The following is a 15354-nucleotide window of genomic DNA, read 5'->3' as shown; positions in this document are numbered from 1 at the left end:
ACCCGCACCCGCCCCACGACAGAAAGCCCCGAGCTACTAGGCACCCCCACCCACCGTGAACCCAATAACCGACCCACCCCCCTCCCGCCGAAAAGCAAACGGCGCACCCCCATGCGCCAACGCCACCTCCCGCACGATCGACAACCCCAGCCCAGACCCCGGCAGGGACCGCGCATCCGCAGCCCGATAAAACCGATCGAAGATCCGCATCAGATCCTCATCCGCGACACCGGCCCCACGATCAAGAACCTCAACCCGGATCGCGCCGGCCCGCGCAGGCCCAGAAACCGCGATCTCGATCGGCGCCGACCCCTCCCGGTCAAACTTCGCCGCGTTCTCAACGAGGTTGGACAGTGCCCGTTGCAGCATCCCCGGCCGCCCGTCCGTCGTCGTATCCCCACTCGCCCGCACCACGATCTCCCGCCCCGTACGCCGCCGCGCCAGCCCGGCGACGTCCTCGGCGATGTCGGCGAGATCGACCCGCTGGGGCGGCTCCGTGTCCGACTGCCCCGCCGCCAGATCCACCAACTCATTGACGAGATCGGTCAGTTCACGCGCCTCCTGGCCGAGGTCGGCGACCAGTTCGTCCCGCGTCCCGGCAGGCAGTTCATCGATCCGCCGCAACAGGGAAATGTTCGTACGCAGCGAAGTCAGCGGCGTCCGCAGCTCATGCCCCGCGTCCTGCACCAGCCGCCGCTGGTCCTCCTCGGACTGGGCGAGCCGCCCCAGCATGCGGTCGAAGGCGCGGCCGAGGCGGCCCACCTCGTCGTAGCCGGTGACGGGGACCTGGATGCCGAGCCGGCGCGTGCGGGCGACGTCCTCCGCGGCGGAGGTGAGGATGACGAGCCGGCGGGTGATACGACGGGCCAGCCACCAGCCGAACAGCCCCGCGCCGACGACGACCGCCGCCATCAGGATCAACGTCCGCTGCTGCAACGCCCGCAGCAGATCCTCCGTGTCGCTGAACTCCTGCGCCACCTGCACCGCCCCGCGCCCGCCGCCGAGCGCGACGGTCGCGATCCGGTACATGTCGTCCCCGACGTCGACGTCCGCGTGCTCGGTCAGCGCCCCGGCGGTGGAGCGGGCGGCGATGCGCCGGTCGGCGTCGGTGACGGGCAGCCCCGGACGGCCGGGGTCGACCACGGCACCGTCGGGCCCCAGCACCTGCACATCGGTCCGGGCGGGCCGTACGAGATCATGCCCGGGCTCCGACGACGAGAAGTCCTCCGTCGTCATCCGCTCCTGCTGCAACGTGCCCCGCAGATCCTGCACGACCTCGTCGAACACGGACTGCTGGTCCACGCGCACGAGCCGGGCGGCGGCGCCGTACGACAGGATGCCGACCAGGACGGTGACCGCGGCGGTCACGGCCGCGAACGACACCGCGAACGTCGTCCGCAGCGACAGCAGCCTCAGCCGCCGGGGCCGGACCACTCAGTCCTCCCGCAGCACGTAACCCACGCCCCGCACCGTGTGGATCAGCTGCGGCGCACCCGGCTCGTCGAGCTTGCGACGCAGGTAGCCGACGTACACGGCGAGGTTCTTGGAGCCGGGCCCGAAGTCGTAGCCCCAGATGCGGTCGTAGATCGTGGAGTGGTCGAGCACGATGCCCGCGTTGCGCACCAGCAGCTCCAGCAGCTCGAACTCGGTGCGCGTCAGCTCCAGCTCCCGCGGCCCGCGCCACGCCCGCCGGGCCTGTACGTCCATCCGCAGCCCGGCGGCTTCGAGGAGCCGGGGTGGAAGCTGCGGCTCCGCGGCCTTCGCCGGTACCTCGACGGGAGCCGTGCCGGTCCTGCGCAGGAGCGCCCGCAGCCGTGCGAAGACCTCCTCGACGTCAAACGGCTTGACGACATAGTCGTCGGCGCCGGCGTCCAGTCCCGCGATCCGGTCCTGCGTCTCCACCAGCGCCGTCAGCATCAGGATCGGCGTCCGGTCGCCCTCCGCCCGCAGCACCCGGCACACCTGGAGCCCGTCGATCCCCGGCATCATCACATCCAGCACCAGCACGTCCGGCGGCGTGCGATGCGCCTGCGCCAGCGCCTCCACCCCGTCGGCGACCGCGGTGACCTGGTAGCCCTCCAGAGTCAGGGCCCGTTCCAGGGCGTGACGGATGGCGCGGTCGTCTTCGGCGAGCAGCACAGTCTGGGGCACCCGTCCATAGTGGCAAAGGGAGGGGATCGTACGACCTGATGAGCGGCCCCCGGGGATCGTTCTTACGAACGTCTCACCCTGCCGGACGCAACGCGGCGAGCTGCTCCGCGAACGGAACGACCTCGTCCGTGCCGGTCCGCACCGTTTTCGGCAGCCCGGCCATCAGCCCCGCCAGCTCCCCCGCCGCCCGCTCGATCCGCCCGTCCAGCCCTTCCGCGCCCCAGTCCTCCGACGCGGCGTACACGGCGGTCGGGACGACGATGGCCCGCAGATAGGAGAAGAGGGGACGCAGGGCGTGCTCCAGGACCAGGGAGTGCCGGGCCGAGCCGCCCGTCGCCGCGATCAGCACCGGCTTTCCCGCCAGCGCGTCCGGGTCGATCACGTCGAAGAAGGACTTGAAGAGTCCGCTGTACGACGCCGAGAACACGGGTGTGACGACGATCAGCCCATCCGCCCCGGTCACGGCGTCGATCGCGGCGGAGAACCGCTGTCCCGCGAACCCGTTCGTGAAGTTGTGCGCGATCTCGACGGCGAGTTCGCGCAGTTCGACGACCTGGACGTCGACAGCGGAGGCCTGTGCCACAGCCGCGGCCAGCCGATCGCCCAGCAACCGCGTGGACGACGGAACACTCAGCCCTGCCGACACGACGACGAGCTTCATACCGCGCTCACTTCCTGAGACGCCTTGAGAGAAGCGTGCGTCGGCGCGTCCGGCACACCCGCGGAGCGCCCCGCCGCGAACTCCTTGCGCAGCACCGGTACGACCTCCTCGCCGAGCATGTCGATCTGCTCCAGCACGGTCTTCAGGGGCAGCCCGGCGTGGTCGACGAGGAACAGCTGGCGCTGGTAGTCGCCCGCGTACTCGCGGAAGGCCAGGGTCTTCTCGATGACCTGCTCCGGCGTGCCGACCGTCAACGGCGTCTGGTCCGTGAAGTCCTCCAGCGACGGCCCGTGCCCGTACACCGGCGCGACGTCGAAGTAGGGCCGGAACTCGCGGATCGCGTCCTGGGAGTTGCGGCGCATGAAGACGTGCCCGCCCAGCCCCACGATCGCCTGCTCGGGCGTGCCGTGCCCGTAGTGGGCGTACCGGGTCCGGTACAGGTCGACCATCTGCTTGGTGTGGTCGGCCGGCCAGAAGATGTTGTTGTGGAAGAACCCGTCGCCGTAGTACGCGGCCTGCTCGGCGATCTCGGGCGAGCGGATGGAGCCGTGCCAGACGAAGGGCGGTACGCCGTCCAGCGGCCGGGGCGTGGCGGTGAAGCCCTGCAGCGGCGTACGGAACTTGCCCTCCCAGTTCACGACGTCCTCGCGCCACAGCCGGTGCAGCAGCGCGTAGTTCTCGATGGCGAGGTTGATGCCCTGCCGGATGTCCTGCCCGAACCAGGGGTAGACCGGCCCGGTGTTGCCGCGGCCCATCATCAGGTCCACGCGACCGTCCGCCAGATGCTGAAGCATCGCGAAGTCCTCGGCGATCTTCACCGGGTCATTGGTGGTGATGAGGGTGGTGGCGGTGGAGAGGATCAGCCTCTCCGTCCGCGCCGCGACATAGCCGAGCATCGTCGTCGGCGACGACGGCACGAACGGCGGGTTGTGGTGCTCGCCGGTCGCGAAGACGTCGAGGCCGACCTCCTCGGCCTTCAGGGCGATGGCGACCATGGCCTTGATGCGCTCACGCTCGGTCGGCGTACGGCCGTTCGTCGGGTCCGGCGTGACATCGCCGACGCTGAAGATCCCGAACTGCATGGTCGCTCATCCTCCAGAGTTGTTGACCGTTCAACTATAGCGACAAACGGCTCAGCCTCGCCCCGTATTCCTTAATCAGCTTGACGGCCACGGCCACCACTCGGCACATTTATCTGCGTGACACAGATACTGCATGACGCAAAAGAAGAGCCGAAAGACCGGCGCCCCCTCCCCGCCCGCACCCGCTGGGCGATCCTCGCCGTCGTCCTCGCCGCCGACGTCCTCGACCTCCTCGACGCCACCATCACCAACATCGCCGCCCCCACGATCACCGCGGACCTCGGCGGCGGCGCCGGCCTGATCCAGTGGCTCGGCGCCTCCTACGCCCTCGCGCTCGGCGTGCTCCTCGTCCCCGGCGGACGGCTGGGCGACAAGTACGGCCGCCGCAGGCTGTTCCTGATCGGCCTCACCGGATTCGTCATCGCGTCCCTGGCCTGCGGGCTGGCCCCCACGCCGGAGTTCCTGGTCGTCGCCCGCCTCGCCCAGGGCGCCTTCGGCGCACTCGTCATCCCGCAGGGCTTCGGGATCCTCGGCGCGACCTGGCCCCGCGACCAGATCGGCAAGGCGTTCAGCCTGTTCGGGCCGGTGATGGGGCTGTCCGCGGTCGGCGGCCCGATCCTCGCGGGGTTCCTCGTCGACGCGGACGTACTGGGCCTCGGCTGGCGCACGATGTTCCTGATCAACCTGCTGCTCGGCGGCGGAGCCCTGCTGGCCGCCGTACGCCTGCTGCCCCGCGACTCCGGCGACCGCACGGTCTCCGTCGACGGCCCCGGCTCCACCCTCCTCGCAGCCGCGATGCTCGGCCTGCTCGGCGGCCTGATCGACGGCTCCACGAACGGCTGGACGCCTCGCCCCCTGGTCCTCCTCCTGCTCGGCCTCGCCCTGTTCGCCGCCTTCTGCCACCGCCAGCGCACCGCCCCGAACCCGCTCCTGCAGCCGTCCCTCCTGAGGGACCGCGGCTTCACCTCGGGCCTGACCCTCGGCATCGTCGTCTTCGCCGCGACCGCGGGGCTCCTCTACGTCATCTCCCTCCACCTCCAGCAGGGCCTCGGCCGCTCCCCCGCGGGCACCGCACTGGGCCTGATCCCCCTGTCCGTCGGGATCGTCATCGCGTCCATCGCCTGCTACCAGCTGATCCACACCCTCGGCCGCCGCCTGGTCCTCACCGGCCTGGTGATCATCCTGTTGGGCTGCGGCTGGCTCGCCCTCCTGACCGACGAGACCGGCGCCTGGCCCCTCGTCCCGCCCCTGCTGGTCATCGGCCTCGGCATGGGCACCTGCTTCGGCACGGTCTACGACATCACGATCGGCGACATCTCCACGGACGAGTCGGGCAGCGCGAGCGGCTCACTGAGCGCGGTGCAGCAGCTGGCCAACGCGATCGGAGCGGCGGCCGTGACGACCGTGTACTTCAAGGCGTCCGGCGACGGCGACGCCCACGCCACGACGCTGAGCCTCGTCGTGGTCGCCGCCGCCATCGCCGTATGCCTGCCCCTCGTGGGACTGCTGCCACGCAGGGCGCCTGCGGAACAGGGGCATTAGATGGGCATATTGGTTTGCCGCCGGTCGGCCCGGTCGGATAGGAAGCTCGCATGCTTAGAGGCAGCAAGGTGGGACTCAGGGCCCGGCACGAGGACGACATCCCGATCCTGCGGGCCGAGCTCCACGGCGACGTCGTCAACGCCTCGCGGGCCGCGGGCGGGCCGTGGCGGCCGATCACGCCCGGCTCGAAGGACGCGCCGTTCGCGGTGGACGACAAGGAGCATCAGGACGTCGTCCCGTTCTCCGTGGTGGAGTTGGACGGCGGCACGCTGGTCGGCGCCGCGACGCTGTGGGGCATCGACACCCACAACCGGTCCGCACACGTCGGGCTCGGGCTGCTGCCGTCCGCCCGCGGCAAGGGCTACGGCACCGACGTCGTCGCGGTGCTGTGCCACTACGGCTTCGTCGTACGCGGCCTGCACCGGCTGCAGATCGAGACGCTGTCGGACAACTTCGCGATGCTGCGCGCCGCCGAACACAACGGCTTCGTCCGCGAGGGCGTGCTGCGCTCCTCGGCCTGGGTGATGGGCGAGTTCCTGGACGAGGTGCTGCTCGGGCTCCTCGTCCAGGAATGGAAGCCGGACTCGAAGAACTAGTCCGCTCTTCCGTGCAGCCGGGGACGCCGACGGACAAGAAGCCCACGGCCCCTCAAGGAACCAGCACGATCCGCCCCCGCACCCCGCCCTCCGCCAGCCGGGCGTGCGCCTTGGCCGCCTCGTCCAGCGCGTATGTCTCGGCGACGCGGAGAGTCAGCACCCCCTCCTCCACCAGCCGGACCAGCTCCGCCAGCCGCGTCCCGTCGGCGACGACCCCCACCTCGCCGACCCGCACCCCCCGCACGGACGCGGGCGCGGCCTGCGGGATGACGCCGATGTACGCGCCCCCGTCCCGCACCCGCTCAAGGGCCGCCTCTCCGAGGATCGCCGCGTCGAGCACGGCGTCGAAGCCGCCCCCGTCGCCGGCCGTGAAGTGGGCCGCCCCCAGGGACCGTACGAGCTCCTCGTCCTTCTCCCGGGCCAGCGCGGTCACCGATATCCCCCGGTGCGTGGCGAGTTGGATCGCATACCCGCCGAGCGCGCCCGCGGCGCCGGTCACCAGAAGGGACTGATCCGGCGTCAACTCCAGGAAGTCCAGGGCCTGTACGGCGGCCAGGGCGTTCAGCGGAAGTGTGGCGGCGTGGACGGCGTCCACGCCCTCCGGCGCCTTCGCCACCGCGTCCGTGTCGACGACGACGTACTCGGCGTGCGCGCCCAGCGGCTTCACCGGGCCGTGGTGGAGAGCCACCACCTCGTCGCCGACACTCCACGCACTCCCCTCGCCGATCGCGTCGACGGTCCCGGCGACGTCCCAGCCGAAGCCGAGCCGCTCACCCGCGCCACCGAAGACCCCCGAGCGCACCCCCGCGTCCACGGGGTTGAGCGTGGCCGCCGCCACCTTGATCCGCACCTGCCGCGCACCCGGCTCCGGCACCTCGGTCTCCACGACCTCCACGGCCTCGGGCCCGCCGAACGTCGTCACCACAGCAGCTCGCATGACTGTTAACTCCCAAGTGTCACTGTTCGCTGAGGTATCTCCCCTGCTGCAACAACCCTAGGAAGAGCTACTATCTCTTGGTAAGTAGTTACCTGAAGGTGCGTACATACCCCCGAGGTGAGCCATGGCGACCAAGACCGCGGCCCAGCGGCGCGAAGAGGCCCGCATGGAATACGACGCGTTCCTCCGCGGCTGCCCCACCCACCAGCTCCTCGACCGCATCAGCGACAAGTGGGTCTGCCTCGTCCTCGCCGCCCTCTCCAACGGGCCCATGCGCTACAGCGACCTCGGCCGCAAGATCGCCGGAGTGAGCCCCAAGATGCTCACGCAGACCCTGCGCTCACTGGAACGCGACGGCCTCATCGCCCGCACGGTCACCCCGTCCGTCCCCGTCCGCGTCGACTACGAACTCACCCCGCTCGGCGGCAGCCTGTCCCACATGCTCACCGCGGTGAAGGACTGGGCGGAGACCCACATCGAGCAGGTCCACGAGGCGCGGGAGCGGTACGACGAGGAGAGCGAGAGCGCCCGGGCCTAGGCCTTCTCGGCGCGCAGCCGCGCGATCTGCTCCCCGCTGAACTCCACCGTCCGCCTCATATGCCCGATGATCAGGGCGAGTTCGGCCTCGTCCAGATCATCGAAGAGAGCCGACCAGCCACCGCTCAGCCGCTCCCACATCCGCCCGAACTCGGCAGTCTTCTCCGGCACGGTCGCCACCAGCACCCGCCGCCGGTCCCCCGCGTCCCGCTCCCGGACGACGTACCCCGCCCTCTCCAGCCGGTCCACCAGCCGCGTCGCCGACCCGGTCGTCAGCCCCGTCAGCTCCGCGATCCGGCCCGTCGTCACCGGACCGCCCTCCAGCGTGAGCAGATTCAGACACTGCAGATCGGTCGGGTGCAGGCCGAGGCGGTCGGCGACGGCCTGGTTGAACAGGGCGTACGAGGCCATATAGCGGCGGGACACCGCGGACAGCTCCTCGAGCAGCCGCGCCCGTGCATCGCCCGTCATCCCGCCCGCCCTTTCGTCTGCGCCGTGCAGAGATCGTACGACGCAGAAGTCGCCGTACGTCTAGAAGTAGTACTCGTCCCCGGTGTCCAGAACCAGCACCCGCTGCGGTTCACTGGCCCCGCTTCCGCTGCCCTGGCCGCCGTCCGCCACCGCGTCGATCTCCAGCAGCACCTGCGACGGTGCCTCCCGCAACTGCACCCGCAGACGGACCGGCTTGCCCACCCCCTTCGCGGCCAGCGCTCCGACGCGGCACAGCACCGCCCGCTCCTCCGAGCGCGCACACCCGTCCGGCAGCGTCTGCCGGTCGGCGAGCGGCTCCGACCAGAGCAACCGCACCGACGCGTCGGGCACGGCGGACGCCCCGTGATTGCGCGGCGTGAACCGTACGTCGACCCGGCCCGCGGCCAGGGACGCGGCACCGTGATAGGCGAGGTCGGCCTCCGGACCGGAGCCGGCGACAGCGAGCGAGGCCGCGCCGCCGATCATCATCAGGGCGGCACCGCACGCCGCCAGCACCCGCGTCGTTCTCATCCAGCCGACTCCTCACTCCACCGTGGTCGTACGGATGTATCCCACGCAGAGCGGGCCGCAGGCGCCGTCCATCAGGTGACGCGGGCACGGAAACGGGCACGGAAAGGGCACGGAAAGGGGCCATGCGAAGCTGCTGACATGCTCATCCTCCGCTCCGCCGCCCTCTTCGTCGTCGCCGCGCTCTTCGAGATCGGCGGCGCCTGGCTGGTCTGGCAGGGCCTGCGCGAGCACCGCGGCTGGCTCTGGATCGGCGGCGGCGTCCTCGCCCTCGGCGCCTACGGCTTCGTCGCCACCTTCCAGCCCGACGCCCACTTCGGCCGCATCCTCGCGGCATACGGCGGCATCTTCGTCGCCGGTTCGATCGCCTGGGGCATGGTCGCCGACGGCTACCGGCCGGACCGCTGGGACATCGCGGGCGCACTGATCTGCCTCGCGGGCATGGCGGTGATCATGTACGCGCCGCGCGGAGAGTGACGTAGGCCGTAAGTGACGCCGGTGACCTGGCGGCCTCAGACCGACAGCTCCTCGGGCAGCAGCCCGAGCTGCTCCAGGAACTCCAACTGATCGAAGTAGAGCCGATAGCTGACGATCCGGCCGTCCCGCACCGTCGCGAGATCAACCCCGCGGATCCTGATCTCCTTCTGCGTCGCGGGCAGGGACTCCCCCGAGGGCAACTGGATCGGACCGGTGTTCTTGCCGCTGAAGAACCCTTCGTCGATGGCGGTGTCCCCGAGCTCGTACGCGTTCACCGTCTCGAACGTCCCCTCAGGAACCGCGTCCGTCATCTGACGCCAGTACTCGACGATGTGGTCACGCCCGTGGATCTCCCCGCCGTCCGGCGTGATCGCGACCGCGTCCTCCGCATAGACCTCGGCGAGCGCCTTGAGGTCCGGCGAACCGGTGACCGCGTCCGTCAGCCGGTCCATCACGTCACGAGCCTCACCCATGGATCCACCTCCTGACTCGGGAGAGGACCACCCACTCCATTGTCCGCCCGAGCCCCGCGGTCCCGCCCCTCGAACCGGCACCCGGCCACCGCCTGCGCCCCGCCTATCCTGGCCGGAGGCACACACGAGTACGAACCACCCCTCTTGCCCCTCTGGAGCTGCCGTATGACCCCGCCCGCCGCATCCCGTATCGCCGTCATCACCGGTGCCAGCAGCGGAATCGGCGCCGCGACGGCACGGCAACTGGCGGCCGCGGGCTACCGCGTCGTCCTCACCGCCCGCCGCAAGGACCGCATCGAGGCACTGGCCGAGGAGATCAACCAGGCAGGCCACTCGGCCACGGCATACGCCCTCGACGTCACGGACCGCGAGGCGGTCGACGAGTTCGCGAGCGCCTTCCAGACGATCGGCGTCCTCATCAACAACGCCGGCGGCGCACTGGGCGCCGACCCGGTAGCGAACGGCGACCCGGCCGACTGGCGCCAGATGTACGAGACGAACGTCATCGGCACGCTCAACCTCACCCAGGCCCTCCTCCCCAAACTGGAGGCGAGCGGCGACGGCACGGTGGTCGTCGTCTCTTCCACGGCGGGCCACGCAACGTACGAAGGCGGCGCAGGCTACGTAGCCGCGAAGCACGGCGCCCACGTCCTCGCCGAAACCCTCCGCCTCGAAATCGTCGGCCGCCCCGTCCGCGTCATCGAAATCGCCCCCGGCATGGTCAAGACCGACGAATTCGCCCTGACCCGCTTCGACGGCGACAAGGAAAAGGCGGAAAAGGTCTACGAGGGTGTAGCCGAGCCCCTGACGGCCGACGACGTGGCCGACACGATCACCTGGACGGTAACCCGCCCCAGCCACGTGAACATCGACCTCCTCATCGTCCGCCCCCGCGCCCAGGCCTCCAACACCAAGGTGCACAGGGAGTTGTGATGCCGGAGAACGAAAAGACCGACCAGGACGACCGCGAACAGCGACAACTCGCCCTGGAAAAGAAACGCGAACGCATCGTCTGGTACTACCTCGCGTACTTCCTCTTCGGCATCCACATCGTCGCCTTCGTGATGATCTACGCGGTGACGCACGCGAAGTGAGAAGGGCTTCCCTACCCCGTCAGCCCTTCACACAGACGACCTGCTTGAGCTTCGCCACCACCTCGACGAGATCCCGCTGCTGATCGATGACCTGCTCGATCGGCTTGTAGGCACCAGGGATCTCGTCCACGACACCGGAGTCCTTGCGGCACTCCACGCCCCGCGTCTGCTCCTCCAGGTCCTTGGTCGAGAAGCGCCGCTTGGCCGCGTTGCGGCTCATGCGCCGACCGGCGCCGTGCGAGGCCGAGTTGAAGGACAGCGGGTTCCCGAGGCCCTTCACGATGTACGAACCCGTGCCCATCGAGCCCGGGATGATCCCGTACTCGCCGGAGCCGGCCCGGATCGCGCCCTTGCGGGTCACCAGCAGGTCCATGCCCTCGTACCGTTCCTCGGCCACGTAGTTGTGGTGCGCGCTGATCTCCGGCTCGAAGGCCGGCTTGGCCTTCTTGAACTCCTTGCGGATCACGTCCTTCAGGAGCGCCATCATGATCGAGCGGTTGTACTTCGCGTACTCCTGCGCCCAGAACAGGTCGTTCCGGTAGGCCGCCATCTGCGGGGTGTCCGCGACGAAGACGGCGAGGTCACGGTCGACCAGGCCCTGGTTGTGCGGAAGCTTCTGGGCCACGCCGATATGGTGCTCGGCCAGCTCCTTGCCGATGTTCCGAGAGCCGGAGTGGAGCATGAGCCAGATCGATCCGTCATCACCTATGCACACTTCTGTGAAGTGATTTCCGGATCCGAGCGTTCCCATCTGCTTTGTGGCGCGTTCCTGACGGAATTTGACCGCTTCAGCAACCCCATCAAACCGCCCCCAGAAGTCGTCCCACCCCCCGGTAGCGAACCCATGGAACCGCCCCGGATCAACGGGATCGTCATGCATCCCCCGTCCCACCGGAATCGCCTGCTCGATCTTCGACCGCAGCCGAGACAGATCCCCCGGCAGATCATTCGCCGTCAGAGACGTCCTCACCGCCGACATCCCGCACCCGATGTCCACCCCCACCGCCGCAGGACAGACAGCCCCCCGCATCGCGATGACGGACCCGACCGTCGCGCCCTTGCCGTAGTGGACATCCGGCATGACCGCCAGCCCCTTGATCCAGGGCAGGGTCGCCACGTTCCGCAGTTGCTGGAGTGCACCCTCGTCGACCGTCGCCGGGTCGGTCCACATGCGGATGGGTACCTTCGCGCCCGGCATTTCCACGTACGACATATCGTCCTCAATCCCCCGTAAGTGCAACAGAAGTCTTTAATCGCAAAACCAGCGCCAAGGTCAACGAAAGGGACAACGGACCGGCGTCCACGGCGTTGCGTGCGATACACATTGTCTCCAGCGGGCACCCCCGCGCGGCAAGCGATTAACCAGCGGGGACACTGGCAGAGCGGCCGGGCGGGCCCCAGCAAGAGACACCGTCGAGAGGAACCTCACCGTGCAGCGGAAGGCGTACGTATCCGGCGTCGCGGCGCTCCTCGCGGCGCTGTTGGCCGGCTGCACCGGCGGCTCGGACGGCGGCGGCGCGACGGACAACTCCAACCCCGGCGACACGGGCACCGCGGCGGCCGAGGCTCAGCCGGGCCGCTACCGCACGCTCCCGGAACCGTGCGGTGCCGTGAGTCAGGAGACCCTCGACTCGCTGCTCCCCGGCATCAGGCAGCTGACGGACGAGGAGCAGCGCGAGAACGCCTACGCGGGCGACCCCACGCAGACGTTCGACACGGACCGCAAGGTCGGCTGCCGCTGGAAGGTCGAGTCGACGGAGGCCACGGACCACCTGCTCGTCGACTTCGAGCGGGTGGTGTCGTACGACAACGCCGTCAGCGACGACAGCGAGGCGGAGTCGCTGTTCGCGACGAAGGAGGAGGCGGCCGACCTCCCCGAGCCGACGGTCTCGGCCACGGAGTCGGAATCGGAGGCGGACGCCGAGTCGGTGTCTCCGTCCGACTCTGCGTCCCAGTCCTCCTCCCCACCCTCGTCCCCCTCCACATCCCCCTCCGGCTCCTCCTCCGCCGATCCCAGCTCCACCGCCGGCTCCTCCCCCTCCGCCACCCCGTCCGACCTCCAGCCCCGCCTCCTCGACGGGCTCGGCGACGAGGCGTTCCTGGACGACGTGTTGAGCAGCGCCGGTTCGACGGCTCGGCAGCGCACGGTGACTGTGGCGTTCCGCACGTCGAATGTGATCGTGACGATCCAGTACGAGGAGCAGCCGGCGACGGTCGGCATCGTGCCGGACAGCAAGGAAATGCAGGACAGGGCGCAGAAATTGGCTTCTCAGCTGGCGGACTCGCTGGCCGACTAGCGTGCCGTACGGCCTCTTTGCAAAGCAGTCGAACGAGGAACACACAAGTCCTTCACCGCGTACCGTGGCCCCTCGGACCCGATCCGACCGCAGGAACCTCAGCGTCCCCGGACCCGATCCGACGGCAGGAGCACGAGCGTCATGAGTGAAGGAACCATGCAGCGACGAGCACAGCTAGACCAGGGTGACCAGCGTGACCGGCGGGGGAAGCGTCTCGGCCGCGTCCTTGTGTGCGCGGCCGCGGTCCCCGTGATGCTGATCGCCGCCGGCTGCTCCTCCGACTCCGGCTCCGGCTCTGGTTCCGACAGTGCCGACGAGGGCAAGAGCGCGGCCGGCGGGGCGTCGGCGTCCGCGAGCCCGTCGCCGACGGTTCAGGCGGCGGCGTACGCCAAGCTTCCGGAGCCCTGTTCGGTGTTGGCGAAGAAGACGCTGGGCGATCTGGTGCCGAAGGCCAAGACGTCCGGCAAGGAGGGCAATTCGGACGACGCCTCGTCACGCGGCAACTGTTCCTGGAGCAGCCTGGACGACAACGGCGTGAAGGGCTCGCAGTTCCGCTGGCTGAATGTCTCCCTGCTCCGCTTCGACTCGGACACGACACGTGGTGCCGGCGACGAGCAGGCTCAGGAGTACTACGACAAGCAGGTCCAGACCGCCCAGTCGGCGGAGGGTGCGAAGGGCGTCAAGTCCGAGCCGGTCACCGGCACGGGCGACGCGGCGACGGCGGTGCGCTACGACCTGAAGAAGAAGGAGGGCTCCTTCAAACAGCAGACGGTCGTGGTGCGGGTCGAGAACGTCGTCGTCACCGTCGACTACAACGGCGCGGGCCTGGCGGGCGAGAAGACCCCGAGCGCGACGGATCTGCTGAAGGACGCTCAGAAGGCGGCGAAGGAGGCGGTGGCGGCGGTGTCGTCCGCCAACGGCTCTGCGGCGAGCAGTTCACCGTCGGCGTCGAAGAGTGCCTCTCCGTCGAAGTCCGCGGCGAAGAAGAACTGACCGTCACATCGGGCCCAACTCGCAGCAGAACACAACCATTTGGCGGGGCCCGGTATCCCTCTGGGACCGGGCTCTCACGTCCCGGCAACCCGCGCGCCGTACACATGTGCCACCCTGTTGCGCGCAACGACTTGCATGGGGAGGGGAGTACGGGTGGCCGCGCCACTGCAGCTGACACGGATGCACCGGGTTCTGATCGGCGTGGTCGTCTTCGGTGCCGTCATCATCGCCGGCATCGGCTTCGCGGGTTCGTATGCCGCTGTCCGCGAACTGGCCCTCCAGAAGGGCTTCGGGAACTTCAGTTACGTCTTCCCGATCGGCATCGACGCGGGCATCTGCGTCCTCCTCGCCCTGGATCTGCTCCTCACCTGGATACGGATACCCTTCCCGCTCCTGCGCCAGACGGCGTGGGTGCTGACGGTGGCGACGATCGCCTTCAACGGCGCGGCGGCCTGGCCGGACCCGCTGGGTGTGGGCATGCACGCGGTGATCCCGATCCTGTTCGTGGTCTCGGTCGAGGCCGCCCGCCACGCGATCGGCCGCATAGCGGACATCACGGCGGACAAGCACATGGAGGGGGTCCGCATGACGCGCTGGCTCCTCTCCCCCGTGCCCACGTTCCTCCTGTGGCGCCGGATGAAGCTCTGGGAGCTGCGCTCCTACGACCAGGTCATCAAGCTCGAGCAGGAACGCCTCGTCTACCAGGCCCGCCTCCGCTCCCGCTTCGGCCGCGGCTGGCGCCGCAAGGCCCCGGTCGAGTCCCTGATGCCTCTACGGCTGGCCAAGTACGGCGTCCCCTTGGCGGACACGGCCCCGGCGGGCTTGGCGGCGGCGGGCATAGAGCCGGCACTGCTACCTCCGGCGCCGAAGCCGGAAATCGACGCCGCAGCTGCGGGCAGTCGTGCCGCTGGGGCGGCACGGGTGGGCGCAGCGGCACCTCCCAGCGAGCAGCGCCTGGAGCTGGACAGCAACCAGGACGCCGAGCAGCTGCACAACGCACCCGAACTGGACCAGAACCCCTGGCTACACGCCCGGGACCCCCAGTCCATCGAGTACCACGGCGGCTACGACCCGACGTACGACCCGGATGCCGCGTACGCCCAGTGGTACGCGGAACAACAAGAAGCCGAGCAGTACAGCGAGCCCGTTCCTCAGGCACCCCAGGCACCCCAGACCCCCCTGGAGAGCCCGATGGAGGAGACCGGCAGTTTCCCCATCCCGGTGAGCCCCGGCCGTACCCGCGAACTCGGCGAGGGCGGCGGCACGTCCGCTCCCGAGCCGACCGAAGAGGACTACTACCAGGTCTTCAAGAAGTCGATAGGCGGCACCGGCTACCCGACGCCGCGCGAGTTCAGCGAGAACGTGGAGGCGGAGTTCGGCGCCGCGCTCCTGCCGGACGAGGCCAAGCGCATGGTCGCCCGGTTCACGAAGCTCTACAACGCGGAGCTGGAAGAGAACCACATCGCCTGACGCGCAGCAGAAAGCGGAAAGGGGAAAGGGGGCCCTCGCCGGAGG

General features: G+C 69.5%; 18 protein-coding genes. 9 read left to right on the top strand and 9 right to left on the bottom strand.

Annotation, left to right across the window (positions count from 1 at the left end):
- Window positions 1-36 precede the first annotated feature (36 nt).
- The 4 genes from ACTWQO_RS23895 to ACTWQO_RS23880 all read right to left on the bottom strand — a co-directional run bounded on the left by ACTWQO_RS23895 (window position 37) and on the right by ACTWQO_RS23880 (window position 3894).
- Window positions 37-1434 (bottom strand): ATP-binding protein, encoded by a 1398-nt coding sequence (locus ACTWQO_RS23895; protein ID WP_443239389.1) that lies wholly within the window; start codon window positions 1432-1434, stop codon window positions 37-39.
- Entirely contained in the window at window positions 1435-2151 is a 717-nt protein-coding gene (locus ACTWQO_RS23890) for a response regulator transcription factor (protein WP_443239388.1), read from the bottom strand.
- A gap of 73 nt (window positions 2152-2224) precedes the next feature.
- Window positions 2225-2812: an FMN reductase gene (locus ACTWQO_RS23885; protein ID WP_443239387.1), complete on the bottom strand. Its 588-nt coding sequence runs from the start codon at window positions 2810-2812 to the stop codon at window positions 2225-2227.
- Window positions 2809-3894, bottom strand: a complete 1086-nt coding sequence (locus ACTWQO_RS23880; protein ID WP_443239386.1) for an LLM class flavin-dependent oxidoreductase — start codon at window positions 3892-3894, stop codon at window positions 2809-2811. The genes ACTWQO_RS23885 and ACTWQO_RS23880 overlap by 4 nt, the downstream gene beginning before the upstream one ends.
- A gap of 117 nt (window positions 3895-4011) precedes the next feature.
- Here ACTWQO_RS23880 and ACTWQO_RS23875 point away from each other — a divergent pair, with 117 nt between their 5' ends.
- Both ACTWQO_RS23875 and ACTWQO_RS23870 read left to right on the top strand, forming a co-directional pair.
- Window positions 4012-5436 carry an MFS transporter gene (locus tag ACTWQO_RS23875; RefSeq protein ID WP_443239385.1) on the top strand — a complete coding sequence of 475 codons (1425 nt, stop codon included), beginning with the start codon at window positions 4012-4014 and terminating at the stop codon, window positions 5434-5436.
- Between the two features lie 50 nt (window positions 5437-5486).
- The gene (locus ACTWQO_RS23870) at window positions 5487-6032 is read left to right on the top strand and encodes a GNAT family N-acetyltransferase (RefSeq protein WP_443239384.1); all 546 of its coding nucleotides are present in this window, start codon (window positions 5487-5489) and stop codon (window positions 6030-6032) included.
- A 52-nt stretch (window positions 6033-6084) separates the two neighbouring features.
- On the opposite strand, the gene ACTWQO_RS23865 is transcribed toward ACTWQO_RS23870, so the two are convergent.
- A complete protein-coding gene (locus ACTWQO_RS23865; protein WP_443239383.1) occupies window positions 6085-6969 on the bottom strand; it encodes an NADP-dependent oxidoreductase in 885 nt (294 codons plus the stop codon).
- Between the two features lie 124 nt (window positions 6970-7093).
- Here ACTWQO_RS23865 and ACTWQO_RS23860 point away from each other — a divergent pair, with 124 nt between their 5' ends.
- Window positions 7094-7507 (top strand): winged helix-turn-helix transcriptional regulator, encoded by a 414-nt coding sequence (locus tag ACTWQO_RS23860; RefSeq protein ID WP_443239382.1) that lies wholly within the window; start codon window positions 7094-7096, stop codon window positions 7505-7507.
- On the opposite strand, the gene ACTWQO_RS23855 is transcribed toward ACTWQO_RS23860, so the two are convergent.
- Window positions 7504-7977 (bottom strand): MarR family winged helix-turn-helix transcriptional regulator, encoded by a 474-nt coding sequence (locus tag ACTWQO_RS23855; protein WP_443239381.1) that lies wholly within the window; start codon window positions 7975-7977, stop codon window positions 7504-7506. The two genes, ACTWQO_RS23860 and ACTWQO_RS23855, sit on opposite strands and share 4 nt — an antisense overlap.
- Before the next feature lie 60 nt (window positions 7978-8037).
- On the bottom strand, window positions 8038-8508 hold the full coding sequence (locus ACTWQO_RS23850; RefSeq protein ID WP_443239380.1) for a hypothetical protein: 471 nt from the start codon (window positions 8506-8508) through the stop codon (window positions 8038-8040).
- A 138-nt stretch (window positions 8509-8646) separates the two neighbouring features.
- On the opposite strand from ACTWQO_RS23850, the gene ACTWQO_RS23845 reads away from it, so the two are divergent.
- A complete protein-coding gene (locus ACTWQO_RS23845; protein ID WP_362934724.1) occupies window positions 8647-8982 on the top strand; it encodes a YnfA family protein in 336 nt (111 codons plus the stop codon).
- A 35-nt stretch (window positions 8983-9017) separates the two neighbouring features.
- On the opposite strand, the gene ACTWQO_RS23840 is transcribed toward ACTWQO_RS23845, so the two are convergent.
- A complete protein-coding gene (locus ACTWQO_RS23840; protein ID WP_443239379.1) occupies window positions 9018-9455 on the bottom strand; it encodes an ester cyclase in 438 nt (145 codons plus the stop codon).
- Window positions 9456-9620: 165 nt separating this feature from the next.
- Here ACTWQO_RS23840 and ACTWQO_RS23835 point away from each other — a divergent pair, with 165 nt between their 5' ends.
- On the top strand, window positions 9621-10388 hold the full coding sequence (locus ACTWQO_RS23835) for an SDR family NAD(P)-dependent oxidoreductase (protein WP_443239378.1): 768 nt from the start codon (window positions 9621-9623) through the stop codon (window positions 10386-10388).
- A complete protein-coding gene (locus tag ACTWQO_RS23830) occupies window positions 10388-10549 on the top strand; it encodes a hypothetical protein (protein ID WP_443239377.1) in 162 nt (53 codons plus the stop codon). The genes ACTWQO_RS23835 and ACTWQO_RS23830 overlap by 1 nt, the downstream gene beginning before the upstream one ends.
- A gap of 19 nt (window positions 10550-10568) precedes the next feature.
- Here ACTWQO_RS23830 and ACTWQO_RS23825 read toward each other — a convergent pair whose 3' ends face one another.
- On the bottom strand, window positions 10569-11762 hold the full coding sequence (locus ACTWQO_RS23825) for an RtcB family protein (protein ID WP_443239376.1): 1194 nt from the start codon (window positions 11760-11762) through the stop codon (window positions 10569-10571).
- A 217-nt stretch (window positions 11763-11979) separates the two neighbouring features.
- On the opposite strand from ACTWQO_RS23825, the gene ACTWQO_RS23820 reads away from it, so the two are divergent.
- The 3 genes from ACTWQO_RS23820 to ACTWQO_RS23810 all read left to right on the top strand — a co-directional run bounded on the left by ACTWQO_RS23820 (window position 11980) and on the right by ACTWQO_RS23810 (window position 15309).
- Window positions 11980-12846 carry a DUF3558 domain-containing protein gene (locus tag ACTWQO_RS23820; RefSeq protein WP_443239375.1) on the top strand — a complete coding sequence of 289 codons (867 nt, stop codon included), beginning with the start codon at window positions 11980-11982 and terminating at the stop codon, window positions 12844-12846.
- A gap of 141 nt (window positions 12847-12987) precedes the next feature.
- Window positions 12988-13839 carry a DUF3558 domain-containing protein gene (locus ACTWQO_RS23815; RefSeq protein WP_443239374.1) on the top strand — a complete coding sequence of 284 codons (852 nt, stop codon included), beginning with the start codon at window positions 12988-12990 and terminating at the stop codon, window positions 13837-13839.
- 153 nt (window positions 13840-13992) lie between these two features.
- The gene (locus tag ACTWQO_RS23810) at window positions 13993-15309 is read left to right on the top strand and encodes a DUF2637 domain-containing protein (protein ID WP_443239373.1); all 1317 of its coding nucleotides are present in this window, start codon (window positions 13993-13995) and stop codon (window positions 15307-15309) included.
- Window positions 15310-15354: the final 45 nt, after the last annotated feature.

This window comes from Streptomyces sp. 4N124 (assembly GCF_052245395.1).
Classification (GTDB): domain Bacteria; phylum Actinomycetota; class Actinomycetes; order Streptomycetales; family Streptomycetaceae; genus Streptomyces.
Note: the sequence above shows the minus strand (reverse complement) of the source record. Positions and strands in the feature narration are given on the sequence as shown.

Bases quoted from the DNA above. Each gene is read 5' to 3' on its own strand.
- ACTWQO_RS23885 (WP_443239387.1), bottom strand. From the start codon at position 2,812: ATGAAGCTCGTCGTCGTGTCGGCAGGGCTGAGTGTTCCGTCGTCCACG.
- ACTWQO_RS23880 (WP_443239386.1), bottom strand. From the start codon at position 3,894: ATGCAGTTCGGGATCTTCAGCGTCGGCGATGTCACGCCGGACCCGACG.
- ACTWQO_RS23870 (WP_443239384.1), top strand. From the start codon at position 5,487: ATGCTTAGAGGCAGCAAGGTGGGACTCAGGGCCCGGCACGAGGACGAC.
- ACTWQO_RS23865 (WP_443239383.1), bottom strand. From the start codon at position 6,969: ATGCGAGCTGCTGTGGTGACGACGTTCGGCGGGCCCGAGGCCGTGGAG.
- ACTWQO_RS23860 (WP_443239382.1), top strand. From the start codon at position 7,094: ATGGCGACCAAGACCGCGGCCCAGCGGCGCGAAGAGGCCCGCATGGAA.
- ACTWQO_RS23855 (WP_443239381.1), bottom strand. From the start codon at position 7,977: ATGACGGGCGATGCACGGGCGCGGCTGCTCGAGGAGCTGTCCGCGGTG.
- ACTWQO_RS23850 (WP_443239380.1), bottom strand. From the start codon at position 8,508: ATGAGAACGACGCGGGTGCTGGCGGCGTGCGGTGCCGCCCTGATGATG.
- ACTWQO_RS23845 (WP_362934724.1), top strand. From the start codon at position 8,647: ATGCTCATCCTCCGCTCCGCCGCCCTCTTCGTCGTCGCCGCGCTCTTC.
- ACTWQO_RS23840 (WP_443239379.1), bottom strand. From the start codon at position 9,455: ATGGGTGAGGCTCGTGACGTGATGGACCGGCTGACGGACGCGGTCACC.
- ACTWQO_RS23835 (WP_443239378.1), top strand. From the start codon at position 9,621: ATGACCCCGCCCGCCGCATCCCGTATCGCCGTCATCACCGGTGCCAGC.
- ACTWQO_RS23830 (WP_443239377.1), top strand. From the start codon at position 10,388: ATGCCGGAGAACGAAAAGACCGACCAGGACGACCGCGAACAGCGACAA.
- ACTWQO_RS23825 (WP_443239376.1), bottom strand. From the start codon at position 11,762: ATGTCGTACGTGGAAATGCCGGGCGCGAAGGTACCCATCCGCATGTGG.
- ACTWQO_RS23815 (WP_443239374.1), top strand. From the start codon at position 12,988: ATGAGTGAAGGAACCATGCAGCGACGAGCACAGCTAGACCAGGGTGAC.